Here is a 16,563-nt window from a genome sequence, read left to right on the forward strand (position 1 = left end):
TTTATTGAGTACTCACTTTTTGCTGCTTTTCTGCACTTAATTTATCAAGTGCTTGATTTAGCATAAATACATTCACAACAGGGTCACCCATAAATGACATCAGCGGTGATGTAGTATTGTCTTTTATTAACTGCTTAATTTCATTTTTAGTGAGTTGGCGAGAATAAGCAATATTTTCAATTTGATAATAAGCTGCTTGTAATGAAATATGAGGATCAAGTCCACTTCCTGATGCTGTGACTAAATCAACAGGAACAACATGTTGATTATGCGTTGCTTTCTTCCATATTTGAATACGTTGAGTTATCTCATTAAGTAATAATGGATTTGATGTTGCTAGTTGGCTGGCACCTGATGCCATGCTGTTATAGGGCATTTCGGACGTCATTGATGGGCGATTTTTAAAATAATCATCTCGCGTAAATTGTTGCCCAATCAACTCAGAACCAATAAGTTTATTATCTTGATAAATCAGTGAGCCGTTCGCTTGCCATGGAAAAATAAGGTTGGCTAATCCTGTAACAAACAAAGGATAAGCGAGTCCGGTTATTAGTGTGAGTAATAATAACATCACTAATGATGAACGAAATAGATGCATATAGAACTCCTTAAAACCCAATAAACGCTAAGATCATATCGATGATTTTAATGCCAATAAAAGGGACTAATAATCCACTGATCCCGTATAAAGAGAGGTTACGACGCAATAATGAGTGCGCAGAGACAGGACGATAATGAACACCTTTAAGAGCAAGAGGGATCAAAAAGATAATAATTAAGGCGTTAAAAATAACCGCAGATAGCATTGCAGATGCGGGTGAATGTAAGTTCATGATATTAAGCATGTTGAGCTGTGGATAGGTGACAGCAAAAGCAGCTGGAATAATAGCGAAGTATTTAGCAATATCGTTGGAAATACTAAATGTTGTTAAAGCGCCTCGTGTCATTAGCATTTGTTTACCGATATGTACAACTTCGATTAATTTTGTTGGATTAGAGTCTAAATCAACCATATTGCCTGCTTCTTTGGCGGCTTGAGTACCTGAGTTCATCGCAACAGCAACATCGGCTTGTGCTAATGCAGGGGCATCATTAGTACCATCACCTGTCATTGCAACTAATCGACCTTCTGATTGATATTGACGAATTAATGCTAATTTTGCCTCAGGTGTTGCTTCAGCCAGAAAATCATCTACACCAGACTCTGCTGCGATAGCTGCCGCCGTAAGATGATTATCACCCGTGATCATGACGGTTTTTATCCCCATTTGGCGAAGTTGAGCAAAGCGCTCTTTAATTCCACCTTTCACAATATCTTTAAGTTCAACAACACCTAAGATTTTCTGATTTTCAACTACCACCAGCGGTGTCCCACCCGTTCTGGCGACTTGTTCGACTATCGCGGTGACTTCATCAGGAAAATGGCCGTGACTGACTTCAATATGACGACGAATAGCATCAACGGAGCCTTTGCGGATCAAGCGTTCTCCTAAATTAACGCCGCTCATTCTTGTCATTGCAGAAAAGGGAATAAAAGACGCTCCAATTGACGCTAAATCACGTTCGCGCAAATTAAAATGCTGTTTAGCGAGGATCACAATGCTTCTGCCTTCAGGCGTTTCATCTGCAAGTGAGCTTAGCTGTGCCGCATCGGCGAGCTGTTTTTCACTAATACCTGAAAGAGGGATAAAACGAGAAGCTTGGCGATTACCCAGTGTAATTGTGCCTGTTTTATCAAGTAGTAAGACATCAACATCACCTGCGGCCTCAACCGCTCGCCCACTGGTTGCAATCACATTGGCATCAAGCATTCGGCTCATGCCTGCCACACCAATTGATGAAAGTAAACCGCCAATCGTAGTGGGAATAAGACACACTAATAAAGCGATTAAAGTGACAACGGAAATAATATCGCCATGTCCTTGAAACTCGACAGCAAACACACTGAATGGATAAAGAGTAACACACGCCAATAAGAAAATAAGTGTCAGGGCTGTTAATAAGATAGTTAAAGCAACTTCATTCGGCGTTTTTCTACGCTTCGCACCTTCTACCATTCCAATCATACGGTCGAGAAATGAATTACCTGCCTCAGCAGTACAGCGAATAATTAGCCAATCGGACAATACTCGAGTACCGCCAGTCACAGAAGAAAAATCACCACCTGACTCACGGATCACGGGTGCTGATTCGCCCGTAATCGCACTTTCATCAACAGAGGCACCACCTTCTATGACTTCACCATCACAAGGAATAACTTCACCCGAGTTAACTAAAACAATATCACCTTTATGTAATGAGAAAGAATCAACGGTTTCTTTCGGTGCATTGATGTCAGCGTGATGTAAACGTACTGCTTTAGATTGTCGTTTAGCGCCACGTAAGCTAGCAGCTTGTGCTTTGCTTCGACTTTCTGCTAATGACTCAGCAAAATTGGCAAATAACAATGTTACCCATAACCAAAACATTACTTGTAAAGTAAAGTGATTATCATCAGGGAAATAACCTAATAATGAAGCAATCCAAATACTGGTCGTTAAAAGCGCACCAACATAAACAATAAACATCACCGGGTTACGCCATTGCGCTTGAGGTGTACATTTTTTTATCGCATCAAAGAAGGCCGATATCACGGTTTTTTTATCAAATAGTTGAGTTGTTTTCATGATACGTTTCCTTATTTCGCCCAAAACAGCTGTAAGTGTTCTGCAATAGGGCCAAGGGCTAATGCCGGAACAAAAGTCAAAGCGCCAATCATTAATACCGTGAGGATCAATAACAAAATAAATAGCGGTGAAGTGGTAGAGAGTGTGGCCAAGCTTTCTGGCTGACGCTTTTTCACGGCTAAACTACCTGCGATAGCTAAAACAGGTAACATGACACCAAAGCGACCAATGAACATTGCGATACCTAATAACAGATTATAAAAAGGTGAATTAACATTGAGCCCTGCAAAAGCACTACCGTTATTGTTCGCAGCAGAAGTAAAAGCATATAACACTTCGCTAAAGCCATGAGGACCTGGGTTTAAAATGGCTTCACGACCAACATCAGTAAATAAAGCGAGAGTTGTACCTAATAAAACAACGGCTGGAGAAATTAAAATGGCAACAGCTACCCATTTCATTTCAGCAACACCAATCTTTTTACCGAGATATTCCGGCGCACGACCAACCATTAATCCAGCGATAAATACAGCTAATAACACATAGAGGATCATGCCGTAAAATCCTGATCCTACACCGCCAAATACTACTTCGCCTGTTTGCATTAACCACATTGGTACCATGCCACCTAATGCTGTTAGTGAGTCATGCATCGCATTAACAGCACCACAAGATGCCGCTGTTGTGACGGCAACAAAAATAGCGCTACCTATAATGCCAAAGCGTGTTTCTTTACCTTCCATATTCAACGAACTATCTGTACCCGCAAAGATAAATTCTGGATTTCCTTGCCATTCAGCCCAAGTGATCACACTAACAGCAACAATGAAAATTAACGTCATAGCCCAAAGCAAGGTATGGCCTTGCCGTTGTGTTCCACTTAAACGACCAAAGGCAAAACATAAGGCAGTAGGAATAAGAAAAATAGCGAGTATTTGTAAGAAGTTACTTAATGAAGTTGGATTTTCATAAGGATGTGCAGAGTTTGCCGCAAAATAACCACCGCCATTTGTGCCTAATAACTTAATTGCTTCTTGAGACGCAACAGGCCCCATTGGTAACCATTGTTGTTGCCCATCAAGGCCTTGACTTAATAGTGCTGGGTGAAAGTTTTGTATCACACCTTGGCTGACAAATAACAGTGACCAAATAATAGATAAAGGGAGTAGGACATATAATGTAATGCGTCCAATATCAACCCAAGCATTGCCTAATGAAGTACAAGATGACTGAGTTAGCGCTCTAATTAAAACAAAAGCGACAGCCATACCTGTTGTTGCAGATAAGAAGTTTTGCACTGCAAGCCCCGTCATTTGGCTTAAATAGCTGACAGCCGTTTCACCGCTATACGCTTGCCAATTAGTATTTGTGACAAAGCTAATTGTGGTATTGAACGCTAAATCCCAATTCATATTAGGGGCAAATTGAGGATTTAAAGGTAAATAGCCTTGGTTAAGCAGTGTGATAAATAATAGAATTGCGCCCATTAAATTAAAAATAAGTAGGGCGAGCATATAGTGATACCAGTTCATCGGTTGGATTGCTTTGCCTGCGGGCTTGAAACCACAGCAACGCCAAATAACATGTTCAGTTTGAGTAATCCAATGAGGTAAGTCACCTTCGATAAGGCGAGCTAAATAATGCCCAAGCATTTTTCCTATCACAAATAATGTAATTAGAAAAACAGCAAGATATATCAACATTGTTGTTGCCATTTTTAAAATGCCTCTGCGTTAAATAACACATAGATAAGATAAGCAGTGAGCAAAATAACTAACGTCACAGCACCAAATATCAACATTAGAACTATCCTTCATCTATTTAGATTCAGTAAGCGTAATTAAAGGTCTGTAAAGATGTTGATAAAAGAGATAGGGGAAGTGTAAAAAAAGTATAAAAATGACTTGATAGGCAGTTATTACCCATTGATTTGTTGAAATAATGTCATCGCTTTGTTAGATATAATTATGAGTTCAAATAGTATGCTAATTAAGTAAGTCAAAATTAGCATTTTCTAGGAGATATTGAATGAATACTCTCTATTTAAAGAGCAAATGGTTTTTATACTTCTTAAGCCTATTAATAATTTCATCTATCTTTATGGTTAAAGTGATGGCTAATTCTGATAAAGCATATCTGGTTACATTGGCACAAGAGGGAAATTTATCTGAATTGAAACGTCAGATAGAACAAGGTGCTAATATAGAACAACGAGATCTAAAATTGCGCACTCCTTTAATGGCTGCCACACATGCTAACCAAATTGAGGTTGCAAAATATCTGATTGAACAAGGTGCCGATGTTAATGCTCGTGATGCTATTCAAGATTCACCTTATCTTTATTCGGGAGCGAGAGGGTTGCAGGAGATCTTAGAATTAACGTTATCACATGGTGCTTCTCTTAAAAGTGTTAATCGTTATGGTGGAACAGCATTAATTCCAGCTTCTGAGCGAGGACATGTAAAAACGGTAAAAACATTAATTGATGCGGGTGTGGATGTTGATCATATTAATCGTTTAGGTTGGACGGCTTTAATCGAAGCTATTATTTTAGGTGATGGTAGCCAAAAATATGAAGAGATTGTGACTTTACTTATTGAAGGTGGAGCTAACGTTAACCTCGCCGATGGCTCTGGCCATACACCATTAACCTTAGCTAAAGATAAAGGCTATACAAACATCGCTAATATACTTGAAAAAGCGGGGGCAAAATAATGTCAGATAATCAATTTATACAACAAGCCATATCGCTGGCAATGGATAATGTGAAAGTGGGGGGAAGGCCATTTGGCGCGGTCATTGTGAATAATGGTCAAGTAATTGCAAGTGCAGTCAATCAAATAGTAACGACAAATGATCCCACTGCCCATGCTGAATTATTAGCATTACGGGAAGCCGGTAAAGTATTAGGGCGAACAAAGTTAGATGATTGTATTGTTTATGCCAGTGGACAACCTTGTCCAATGTGTCTTGCCGCTATGCGCATGGCGGGGATTTCTAAGATTTTTTATGCCTATTCTAATGAGGATGCCGAGCCTTACGGACTATCAACAGCCAGCATTGCTAAAGCATTAAGAAAGGCACCAGAACAACAAGAAGGCCTTCAATTTACACAGATAAAAACCGAAGATGAAACACAACCTAGGCTTTATCAGTTTTGGTCGAAACAATCTTAAGAACGTTAACTATTTATATATCAAAGCCCTAAAAGCGAGAGTTTTTTTCGTCTTTAGGGCTTCACATTTTTATGGTCTATTGTAAATCAACAAAATAACTGTTTTTCAGCAGGGGTCACATTTAACTGCGATTGCCAACTTTTGAGCGTTAATGTCGCCAACATGGCTAAACCTTCGTAATAAGGGAATGCCCCTTGTAAAGATAACTTTTCTAAATAACGATAAGCCCACGGCAGAAGGTGTTCGGCTAATAGCTCATTGAGCTTTTCAGGACGAGTTTCTGCAATCCAAGCTACCATCATCACCATTAAACCAAAGTGATCTTCCGGCTCATTTTGAGTTAACGCAATATCAATGCCATTCTCTAGCATCCATTCGCGTAAATCTAATGTTGAGTTACCGAATAATACATTTTCATGATCAAGGTAAACCGAGCCCCAAGGTGGCGCAGGTAGTGCGTAAGGGCCGATAAATAAACGTTGATATGCTTGTGCTAAAGTTTCTTCTGTCAATGTGGTTTGTGAAAGAAGGCTAGCAATGCGCTGCTTCTCTTCCTCATTGCCATATGGCCATTCTTCAACCCACTTTTGACTCGACAGCAGCTCGACAATGTCACTTTTCTCAGTAGGCGTATAATAAAACGCAGCACCTAAAATACGGGCAGTGAGAGAAATATCAGTAATAAGTTGTTGTTCCATAATATTTTTATAATCCGCTTAGATTTATTGTCTTTACTATATGCGATTTTCTATCTAAACATAATGACGAAGATTAAAAAAGAGTGATACCGCAATATAAAAGGAAAACCGCCATAACAGATAAAAAGTGCGGGCTTTTTAACTATTACAGCGGTTTAAAGGCAGCGTTTTTAATTAACCAACCACCGCCATACCGACAGTCATATGTAAACCATAGAATACACCGCGTCCGATAAACTCACCGGCAAACATTAAAATAAAGCCCAATGCTAATAAAGCAACAGAAGGGTTATTTTTACGCAGAAGTGGTGCAATCCAGCAACTTAAGCCTAAGACTAAAGCCACTAATTTAATTCCCATTAGCGCACCATAGTTAGGGACTAAATCTACTGCTTTTTGCACAGAGGTTTGAATAGCGCCTAATTCAAAGCCTTGTGATGTTGCCACAATCGCACTCACAACAATTGCGATAACACTTAATAATGGCAATGCACTAACGCAGTTTAAGTTAAAGCCTGCAATGCGCATTAAGAGCGCTGCTAAAATAGGACCACTGATAAAGGCTGTCAGCACAAAATTAAATGTGGTATAGCTGTTGTACCACGTTGGCACGGTATCAATTTGGTATACACGAGAGATCGCGATAATAAATAATGCGGCTAATACCATAACCAGTGCGACCCATAATTTGCCTAATGCAGCAGGCATTTTATTAAGTACAGCCAGTAACCAGTAAATCCCCCCTAGGGCAAAGAAAATTGAACCGCTGGCTATTTCATTACTTAATGATGAGTGACCAAGACGAAGTAATGAGTTAAATGCGCGTAATGGGGTTCCCATATGCATCATAGATAATAGGAAGCCAATTCCCATTAATGCCCAGAGTCCAAACATGCTGTAATGTACTTTTCGGTTCATTTCTGCGGAGAGTTTACCCGAAAGAATAGCGCATCCCATGATAATAAAAGCGCCAGCAACACTTTGACCGATAACTGTAAAGAACATCAGTGGCCATTCATGCAATCCCACCATCTTACACCTCCTCTGGGTTTGCCAGATGACCGGTGGTATCACCCACAGGACGGCTATTGGCATTTAATTTAAGGACAATATTTGGCTTGGTGTATTTTGCTGAAGGAAGTGGGGCAATTTCAGCTAAATCACCGTATTTAGCGCGTAATTCTTCAATTGGTGCCATATCTAATGCGCGTAGTGGACAAGACTCAACACAAATCGGTTTTTTGCCTTCAGCTACACGTTCATAGCAACCGTCACATTTGGTCATATGACCTTTAACTTCATCAAATTGTGGTGCGCCATAAGGGCATGCCATGTGACAATAACGACAACCGATACAAATATCTTCATTAACGACAACAAAACCATCTTCACGTTTATGCATTGCACCACTTGGGCAAACTTTTGCACAAGCAGGATCGTCACAATGGTTACATGAAATAGATAAGTAATAAGCAAAAACGTTCTGTGTATAAACACCATCTTGCTCTGTCCAATCACCACCGGCATATTCATAGATACGGCGGAAATTGACTTCAGGGGATAAATTTTTAAAATCCTTGCACGCCAGTTCACAGGTTTTGCAGCCGGTGCAACGACTTGAATCAATGTAAAAACCATATTGCGTTGACATAACCAGACTCCTTACGCCTTGACGACTTCAACAAGATTACTGTGAGAAGGATTACCCTTGGCTAGTGGCGAAGGGCGTTGTGTCGTTAACACGTTAATGCTACCTGCGTGATCAATGCGGTTACTATCTGGGTTATACCAAGCACCTTCACTTAAACCGACTACACCGGGTAAAATACGAGGTGTCACTTTTGCGTTGATCCTAACTTCACCACGATCGTTATAAATACGCACTAAATCACCGTGTTTAATACCTCGTTTTGATGCATCAACAGGGTTTATCCATATTTCTTGTGGACATGCCGCTTTTAAAACATCTACGTTGCCATAAGTTGAGTGAGTACGTGATTTATAGTGGAAACCCGTCATTTGTAATGGATATTTTTCCATTGCCGGATCACCATAGCTTTCAAAACCAGCAGAATAAATCGGCAGTGGATCAATGACATCGTCAGATGCAAGTTCCCATGTCGCTTTAATGTCAGCAAGTTGAGAAGAATAAATCTCAATTTTGCCTGATGGTGTCGTTAATGGGTTATTTTCAGGATCTTCACGGAATTTGCGATAAGCAACATGGTGACCTTCTGGGTCGCGTTTTTTGAAGATCCCTTGAGTACGGAATTCTTCAAAAGTTGGAAGTTCTGGTAAGTTTTGACGAGATTGTTCGTAAAGATGACGTAACCATTCTTCTTGAGTACGATTTTCAGTGAATTTTTCACCTACACCCATGCGTTTTGCAATTTCGCTGGTCATTTCATAGATATTACGGCTTTCAAAGCGAGGTTTAATAGCTTGATCTGCAAAAATGACATACGCCATATTACCCGCCGATGCATCCATACAGAAATCCATCTGTTCTGATGCAGTGCAATCAGGAAGTAGAATATCGGCATATTTAGCAGATGCTGTCATATGGTTATCGATCACCACAATCATTTCGCATTTTTTATCGTCTTGCAAAATGTCGTGAGTACGATTGATTTCAGAATGTTGGTTTACTAAACAGTTACCTGCGTAGTTCCATACCATTTTAATAGGCACATCAAGTTTGTCTTTACCACGAACACCATCACGAGTTGCTGTCATTTCTGGACCACGTAAGATTGCATCCGTCCACATAAACATGGAAATGCTGGTGGTGACAGGGTTAGTGAATGTAGGCATACGAACAAAAGGAATGCTGTAAGAGCCTTCGCGAGCACCAGTGTTACCGCCATTGATGCCCACATTCCCTGTTAAAATAGAGAGCATTGCAATAGCACGAGAAGCAAGCTCACCGTTAGAACGGCGTTGAGGCCCCCAGCCTTGTGTAATATAAGCAGGTTTCGCTGTTGCAATTTCACGGGCTAATTTAACAATGCGTGAAGCAGGAATGCCGGTAATTTGCGCTGCCCATTCTGGCGTTTTAGGCTGACCATCTGCGCCATCACCTAAAATATAGGCTTTATAGTGGCCATTTTTTGGCGCACCTTCTGGCATCGTCGTTTCATCGTAACCAACACAATATTTATCTAGGAAAGGCTTATCAACTAAGTCTTCTTTGATCATGACATACGCTAAGGCATTAACTAATGCGGCATCAGTTCCTGGACGAATAGGGATCCACTCATCTTCACGACCTGCACCTGTATCGGTATAACGCGGATCGATGATAATCATTCGTGCATCAGATTTCTCACGAGCTTGTTCAACGTAATAGGTAACACCGCCACCACTCATACGTGTTTCACCTGGATTATTACCGAACATCACGACAAGTTTGGTGTTTTCAATATCTGAAGGGCTATTACCATCTGCCCAACCACCATAGGTATAATTTAAACCTGCTGCGATTTGTGCCGTACTGTAATCACCGTAGTGATTAAGATAACCGCCACAACAATTCATTAAACGTGCAATTAGCGTTGCACCTGGTGGCCAAGATTTTGTCATGGTGCCACCTAAAGTTCCTGTACCGTAGTTTAGGTAAATAGATTCATTACCATAATCTTTGATTAAGCGTTTCATGGTATCTGAAATAGTATCAAATGCTTCATCCCATGAAATACGTTCAAATTTACCTTCGCCACGTTTACCCACACGTTTCATTGGGTAGCGTAAACGGTCAGGATTGTAAACACGACGACGCATTGAGCGGCCACGTAAACAGGCACGAACTTGGTGTAATTCTTCGTAGACATCATTGCCTGTATTGTCAGTTTCTACATATTTAATTTCGCCATCAACCACATGCATACGTAATGGGCAGCGGCTACCACAGTTTACTGTACAGGCACTCCATACTACTTTTTCGCTGTTTATTGTTGATTGTGTTTCTGAGGCAACAGCTTGATGAAAGGGAAGGGATAATCCACCCGCAGTTATTGCTAAACCACCCGCTGCACCTGTTTTTACAAAACGACGGCGAGATAAGGGAGTGGAAAGTAACGCCATCTCTTTGATGTTTTTCATACATTACTCACTTGATTATTCACATTTTAAGAAGAAACAGAAGCCAACAAGCTTATAAAGAAATAATTATTGTTATTGTTGTTAAAAAATAACCACTTTAACGTAGGTAATAAAACCCAACTGTTAATGTGGATACTACGTATTTCCTAAAAGTTGTAGTTGCTTTACATCAAAGAAAAGTGATTTATAACAAGAGTTACCAGTTTTTAAAGGTTACCTTAAGTTTTTGTATTAGCTATATTTAATCATTTGATTAACATCTTTGTATAAATAAATATATATTGATTAGTTAAGTGTTCTGATGTTATCAGTAACATTTTTAAAGTCTGCTTATTCATTTCTATCTATATGATTTTGTTAGTTCAATAGTCATTTTTATCTAATACTCAAAAGTCATTTTTAGAAGCTATAATTATCTAACAACCGATTAACCTGTTTAGCTAAACAACAAATTAAAATTTGTTTAGCTAAACGTTATTTTTAACTATTTTTAAAAGTCAAAATATGATTAATAAATGTACTTTTTTGTAACTTAGATCACAATTAAAAGCCTTTTAACTGAGTTTTCATTGCTATCTTGAATTGATTTTTATTTAATCTAATTGTTAGCTAAACCGGTTTAGTTTTTTGATTAAACTAAATACTCGCTACATAAATAAAAAAGAATCACAGAGGCTATGATGAATATTGAAAAAGTGGCTCACCAGCTTGTACCTTTATTAGGTGGTGCGGAAAACATCGCAAGTGCAGCACATTGCGCTACACGCCTAAGGCTTGTTCTTGTTGATGACTCAAAAGCAGATAAAGAAGCAATAAACAAATTAGAGGGGGTGAAAGGGTGTTTTAGTAATGCTGGGCAAATCCAAATTATCTTTGGTACTGGCTTAGTCAATAAAGTACATGCTGCCTTTATTGCTGCGGCGGGCATTGGTGAATCGAGCAAATCCGAAGCAGCTAATATTGCGGCTAAAAAGCTCAATCCATTTCAACGAATAGCAAGACTGCTCTCTAATATCTTTGTGCCCATTATTCCTGCCATTGTGGCGTCAGGTTTATTAATGGGGCTACTTGGGTTAATGAAAACTAACCAGTGGGTGAGTCCTGATAATGCACTCTATATCATGCTTGATATGTGTAGCTCTGCGGCATTTATTATTTTGCCTATTTTGATTGGTTTTACTGCGGCAAAAGAGTTTGGCGGAAACCCTTATCTTGGTGCAACACTCGGTGGTATTTTAACGCATCCTGCATTAACTAATGCATGGGGTGTTGCCGCTGGCTTTAACACCATGAATTTCTTTGGGTTAGAAGTTGCCATGATTGGTTACCAAGGTACTGTTTTCCCAGTATTACTTGCCGTTTGGTTTATGAGTGTATTGGAAAAACAATTACGTAAAGTTGTTCCTAATGCTCTTGATTTAATTATCACGCCATTTTTAACCGTTATTATTTCGGGCTTTGTGGCGTTATTAGTCATAGGGCCTGTTGGTCGCCTTTTAGGTGATGGTATCTCATTACTATTAAGCACCTTAATTACACAAGCGGGTTGGATAGCAGGGCTAATTTTTGGTGGCCTTTATTCTGTGATTGTTATTACGGGTATTCACCACAGTTTTCATGCTGTCGAGGCGGGTTTATTAGGTAACCCTAATATTGGCGTTAACTTTTTATTGCCGATTTGGGCAATGGCGAATATTGCTCAAGGAGGTGCTTGTATTGCTGTTTGGTTTAAAACTAAAGATGCAAAAATTAAAGCAATCACAATCCCATCAGGTTTTTCCGCGATGTTAGGTATCACTGAAGCGGCAATTTTCGGGATTAATTTGCGTTATGGAAAACCTTTTATTGCTGCGTTAATTGGTGGTGCAGCTGGGGGTGCTTGGGTTGTAGGCTCACATGTTTATATGACAGCTGTAGGATTGACTGCTATTCCGGGTATTGCAATCGTGCAAGCTGGTTCAATTATGAATTATATTATTGGCCTTGTGATTGCTTTTGTGACTGCGTTTGTTATCTCTCTTTTGCTGAAATACAAAGTGGAGTCTGCATAAATGAACACAAACGAAGAGTTATCTGCGATTTTACAATCGGTCATGCGTAATAGCGCTAAAGCCATAAAAGATAAATATTATCCATATTGGCATTTAGCGCCAGTAACTGGGTTATTAAATGATCCTAATGGGTTTTGTTTTGATGGTGAATATTATCATCTGTTTTATCAATGGAACCCTTTGTCTTGTGAACATAAACATAAATGTTGGGGTCATTGGCGTTCAAAGGATTTGATTACTTGGCAGCATCAACCTATTGCTTTACTGCCTGATGAAATTTATGACAAAGATGGCTGTTATTCCGGTAGTGCTGTGATCCACCAAGGGCAATTAACTCTTTGTTATACCGGTAACGTCAAATTTGAGGATGGCTCTCGTACTGCATGGCAATGTTTAGCCGTTGAAAATCAGCAGGGAGGTTTTGATAAGTTAGGGCCTGTATTAGGGCTTCCTGATGGCTATAGTGGTCATGTCCGTGATCCGAAGGTTTGGCAATATAATGATATCTGGTACATGGTATTAGGCGCACAAAACTTAGATAAACAGGGTAAGGTTTTGCTCTATCGTGCGTCTCATTTATATCAATGGCAATTAGTCGGTGAGTTAGCCGGAAGTCATGTAGGGGGCTTAAAGGATGCGGGTTATATGTGGGAATGCCCAGATCTCTTTGAGCTTAATGGACATTTTATTTTATTAACTTGTCCCCAAGGTATAAAAAGAGAGCAACATCGATTTTTAAATTCGCATCCCAGTGCTTATTTAATAGGAAGCTTTGATTATTCAACATTACAATTTCAGCATGGTGAGCTAATCGAACTAGATGCAGGTTTTGAGTTTTATGCGCCTCAAACAACATTAGCGAATGGCAGACGTCTATTATTTGGTTGGATGGGAGTTCCTGATGGTGAAGAGATGTATCAACCAACCATTGCTAATGGTTGGATACATCAAATGACTTGCCCTCGTGAATTACATATAAAAGAAAATAAGCTTTATCAACAACCTGTAAAAGAGTTACAGCAACTCAGACAAAATCCAGCATATTGGCAGGGTATTGCTGATGATGCACCAGACATTAATGGATTTTCGTTTGAACTTGAAGTAGAACTATTCGGCTCTCTGACTATTCATTTTTCTGATACTCTTGCTTTAATTATTGAAAATAACCAAGCCGTGTTAAAACGTCGTAGTGTTAAAACTGGAGAATGGCAATCACGTTTCTGGTCTGGTGATATAAAACATCTTCAAATATTATGTGATAACTCTAGTGTGGAAATTTTCTTTAATGGTGGTGCCGGTGTGATGAGTAGCCGTTTTTTCCCTTCAGAAGAGCAGACAATCTGTTTCTTGGGAAAAGACACAATAAACCTCACAACTTGGCAATTAAAGAATGCATGACTTAGTTAAATACAATTATATAAACGATAAAATAGTCTACGCTCAGCGAATGTAACATTAAGTTGAATAATAGTGAAAAAACAAAAACGTATCACGATCACCAATATTGCAAAGTTAGCAGGCGTTTCAAAAACAACGGCAAGTTTAGTATTAAATGGCCGAGGTAAAGAAATGCGCGTTTCTGATGATACTATTGCGCGTATTACGGCTATTGCTGAACAATATCAGTATCAGCCTAATATTCATGCTCGCTCTTTACGTGATAATCGTAGTTATGCATTAGGATTGGTTATTCCTGATATTACTAACTATGGTTTTGCTTCTGTGGCGTATGAACTAGAAATATTATGTAGAGAAGCGGGTATTCAATTACTTATTTCTTGTACAGATGAAAATGCGGCTCAAGAAACGCTGGCGATAGAACATCTCTTATCACGTCAAATCGATGGTTTGATTGTTGCCTCATGTTTACAAAGTGATGTTGAGTATCAGCGTTTGAGTCAACAAATTCCAGTTGTGTTATTTGACCGTTATTTTGAAGGAACAACGCTGCCTTTTGTTGTCACCGATTCAATAACTACGACACAACAACTTATTGCTGAGATTGCTTCAACAAAAGGTATTGATGAATTTTTTTTCCTAGGTGGGCAATCAACGCTTTCACCAACTAAAGATCGCCTTTTAGGTTTTACGCAAGGACTTTCACAAGCACAAATCAATCTAAAATCAGAGTGGATCATTCATGGACATTACCACTCAAGTTCCGGTTATGAAATGTTTGGCTCTTTGTGTGCCTCTTTAGGGCGCGCGCCTAAGTTTGTTTTTACGTCTGCTTGTGGCTTATTGGATGGCGTGTTGCGTTATCTAAGTCAAAATAAAATTATGCAAAATGAAGTCTATTTAGCGGGTTTTGATGATCACTATCTGTATGATTCATTATCAATTCCAATAGATACTGTTGCACAAAATAATCCTGAATTAGCATCACACTGTTTCCGACTGGTTATGGGATTAATTAACCAGACAAACTTAGAAGTTCATCAAATTTTTGTTCCAGCAAAAATACACCAACGGCATGGGTAAGGTTAAGCAATTTTATGCAAGCTGAATATTTGCATCAAACTTTTTTACACCACACACACGAAAGCTTTTAATAGCAATTTTATACAATCCCATTTATCTTTACTGACTGATAATCATTCTCCATAGAATTAATGTATTAGACGTGAAGACAGGTAAATGGAAAAAATCAAAAATAACACTGAAGATAAGCAAACCATGCGTGCCTTTGGTTTAGGCGCTTTGCATGTTTTGCCTTTATGCCTTGCGGTGATCCCCTGGGGAATACTCGCAGGTTCAATGGCGGTTGATGCAGGATTAACTTTTGCACAAAGTATCGGAATGTCTGCCATTATTTTTGCAGGTGCGGCGCAATTAGTAACATTAGGGTTAGTTGTTTCTGGTGCAGGGATGCTGACAATTATTGTTTCTGTCTTTTTTATTACCGCCCAACATCTTTTATATGGTTTAACCTTACGCCCCCATGTTGCTCATTTAAAATGGTATCAACGTATTACGATAGGTTTCTTATTAACGGATGAGCTTTTTGCGGTTTCAGCACAACCTAAAGTGAAACTAACACCTGCTTATATGATCGGTGCAGGATTATGTTTTTATTTAGCATGGGTGGCGGTCAGTATTGTTGGCATTATTATGGCAAGCCAAGTTTCTGATTTATCGCGTTATCATCTTGATTTTTCTATTGTTGCCACGTTATTGGCAATTGTGATCCCGTTAATAAAAACATTCAGTACATTAGTGGGTGTTATTGTCTCTTTTTGTCTCTCAATTATTTTCAGTTGGTTGAATATAGAAGGTGGCGTCGTTATTGGTGGGTTAACAGGCATGTTTGTTGCTGTTTGTGTTGCTAGAGTCAGAGGGGAACAAAAATGACATGGTCGTTATTATTAATTTTGGCACTCGTCATTTTCCTATTGCGTTATTTCTTTCTTGAACCGGCGATCCCCGTCAAATTGCCGTCAGTGATCAGGCAAGCATTAGGCTATTCTGCACCTTGTTTATTAACCGCCATTTGTGCACCCATTGTACTGTTAGAAAAAGGTGAATTTAAAGGTATTTTAGATAATCCTTATCTTTGGGGAACCTTATTATGTGTAGGATTAGCGCTTAAAATACGCAGTACATTAATGGTGGTTTTACTGACCTTAGTGGGCTTTTATCTGCTTAATGGCTTATTAAACTAAATACCAATGTGATTTTATTTAACATGATATTTACATTTCAAAACTATCATTTTTTGTAATAATATAAGTCGTTATTTTATCAGCCGTCTTTGAACGGCTGATCTTACCTCTCTTTTCTTAATCACTATTCTTTATTCGACTCGTTTCACCTCTCATTTTTAACGTATACCAATTGATGTCGTGTTAAAAAAATGTGATCTAAATTGCTT

Annotated in this window: 15 protein-coding genes; 7 read left to right on the forward strand and 8 right to left on the reverse strand. The window is 39.1% G+C overall.

Annotation, left to right across the window (positions count from 1 at the left end; genetic code table 11):
• Position 1: 1 nt before the first annotated feature.
• The 4 genes from kdpC to GWI59_RS17630 are packed head-to-tail and all read right to left on the reverse strand — an operon-like array spanning position 2 to position 4,467.
• Entirely contained in the window at positions 2-598 is a 597-nt protein-coding gene (kdpC, locus tag GWI59_RS00805; protein WP_161723782.1) for a potassium-transporting ATPase subunit KdpC, read from the reverse strand.
• 10 nt (positions 599-608) lie between these two features.
• Entirely contained in the window at positions 609-2,666 is a 2,058-nt protein-coding gene (gene kdpB / locus GWI59_RS00810) for a potassium-transporting ATPase subunit KdpB (protein ID WP_161723784.1), read from the reverse strand.
• 11 nt (positions 2,667-2,677) lie between these two features.
• Entirely contained in the window at positions 2,678-4,381 is a 1,704-nt protein-coding gene (gene kdpA, locus GWI59_RS00815; RefSeq protein ID WP_161723786.1) for a potassium-transporting ATPase subunit KdpA, read from the reverse strand.
• Positions 4,382-4,383: 2 nt separating this feature from the next.
• Positions 4,384-4,467: a potassium-transporting ATPase subunit F gene (locus GWI59_RS17630; protein WP_109848483.1), complete on the reverse strand. Its 84-nt coding sequence runs from the start codon at positions 4,465-4,467 to the stop codon at positions 4,384-4,386.
• A 227-nt stretch (positions 4,468-4,694) separates the two neighbouring features.
• On the opposite strand from GWI59_RS17630, the gene GWI59_RS00825 reads away from it, so the two are divergent.
• Complete coding sequence (locus tag GWI59_RS00825; protein ID WP_161671529.1) at positions 4,695-5,381, forward strand: ankyrin repeat domain-containing protein; 687 nt, start codon at positions 4,695-4,697, stop codon at positions 5,379-5,381.
• Positions 5,381-5,842 carry a nucleoside deaminase gene (locus GWI59_RS00830; protein ID WP_109848481.1) on the forward strand — a complete coding sequence of 154 codons (462 nt, stop codon included), beginning with the start codon at positions 5,381-5,383 and terminating at the stop codon, positions 5,840-5,842. The genes GWI59_RS00825 and GWI59_RS00830 overlap by 1 nt, the downstream gene beginning before the upstream one ends.
• A gap of 86 nt (positions 5,843-5,928) precedes the next feature.
• Here GWI59_RS00830 and dmsD read toward each other — a convergent pair whose 3' ends face one another.
• The 4 genes from dmsD to dmsA form a co-directional block, all read right to left on the reverse strand.
• Positions 5,929-6,540 (reverse strand): Tat proofreading chaperone DmsD, encoded by a 612-nt coding sequence (gene dmsD, locus GWI59_RS00835; protein WP_161723788.1) that lies wholly within the window; start codon positions 6,538-6,540, stop codon positions 5,929-5,931.
• 174 nt (positions 6,541-6,714) lie between these two features.
• Positions 6,715-7,572: a DmsC/YnfH family molybdoenzyme membrane anchor subunit gene (locus GWI59_RS00840; protein WP_006536762.1), complete on the reverse strand. Its 858-nt coding sequence runs from the start codon at positions 7,570-7,572 to the stop codon at positions 6,715-6,717.
• Between the two features lies 1 nt (position 7,573).
• Complete coding sequence (locus GWI59_RS00845; RefSeq protein ID WP_023582154.1) at positions 7,574-8,191, reverse strand: DMSO/selenate family reductase complex B subunit; 618 nt, start codon at positions 8,189-8,191, stop codon at positions 7,574-7,576.
• An 11-nt stretch (positions 8,192-8,202) separates the two neighbouring features.
• On the reverse strand, positions 8,203-10,641 hold the full coding sequence (gene dmsA, locus GWI59_RS00850) for a dimethylsulfoxide reductase subunit A (protein ID WP_072063956.1): 2,439 nt from the start codon (positions 10,639-10,641) through the stop codon (positions 8,203-8,205).
• 680 nt (positions 10,642-11,321) lie between these two features.
• Here dmsA and GWI59_RS00855 point away from each other — a divergent pair.
• From GWI59_RS00855 to GWI59_RS00875, 5 genes are all read left to right on the forward strand, one after another.
• The gene (locus GWI59_RS00855; RefSeq protein ID WP_109400457.1) at positions 11,322-12,692 is read left to right on the forward strand and encodes a sucrose-specific PTS transporter subunit IIBC; all 1,371 of its coding nucleotides are present in this window, start codon (positions 11,322-11,324) and stop codon (positions 12,690-12,692) included.
• Positions 12,693-14,090 (forward strand): sucrose-6-phosphate hydrolase, encoded by a 1,398-nt coding sequence (locus GWI59_RS00860; protein WP_109400456.1) that lies wholly within the window; start codon positions 12,693-12,695, stop codon positions 14,088-14,090.
• 69 nt (positions 14,091-14,159) lie between these two features.
• On the forward strand, positions 14,160-15,173 hold the full coding sequence (locus tag GWI59_RS00865) for a LacI family DNA-binding transcriptional regulator (RefSeq protein WP_239452192.1): 1,014 nt from the start codon (positions 14,160-14,162) through the stop codon (positions 15,171-15,173).
• A 156-nt stretch (positions 15,174-15,329) separates the two neighbouring features.
• Entirely contained in the window at positions 15,330-16,043 is a 714-nt protein-coding gene (locus GWI59_RS00870) for an AzlC family ABC transporter permease (RefSeq protein ID WP_237612092.1), read from the forward strand.
• Positions 16,040-16,354 carry an AzlD domain-containing protein gene (locus GWI59_RS00875; RefSeq protein ID WP_109400454.1) on the forward strand — a complete coding sequence of 105 codons (315 nt, stop codon included), beginning with the start codon at positions 16,040-16,042 and terminating at the stop codon, positions 16,352-16,354. Before GWI59_RS00870 ends, GWI59_RS00875 begins: the two co-directional genes overlap by 4 nt.
• Positions 16,355-16,563: the final 209 nt, after the last annotated feature.

Origin of the sequence: Proteus sp. G2673, assembly GCF_009915125.1 — a bacterium.
In the GTDB taxonomy this organism is placed as follows: domain Bacteria; phylum Pseudomonadota; class Gammaproteobacteria; order Enterobacterales; family Enterobacteriaceae; genus Proteus; species Proteus penneri.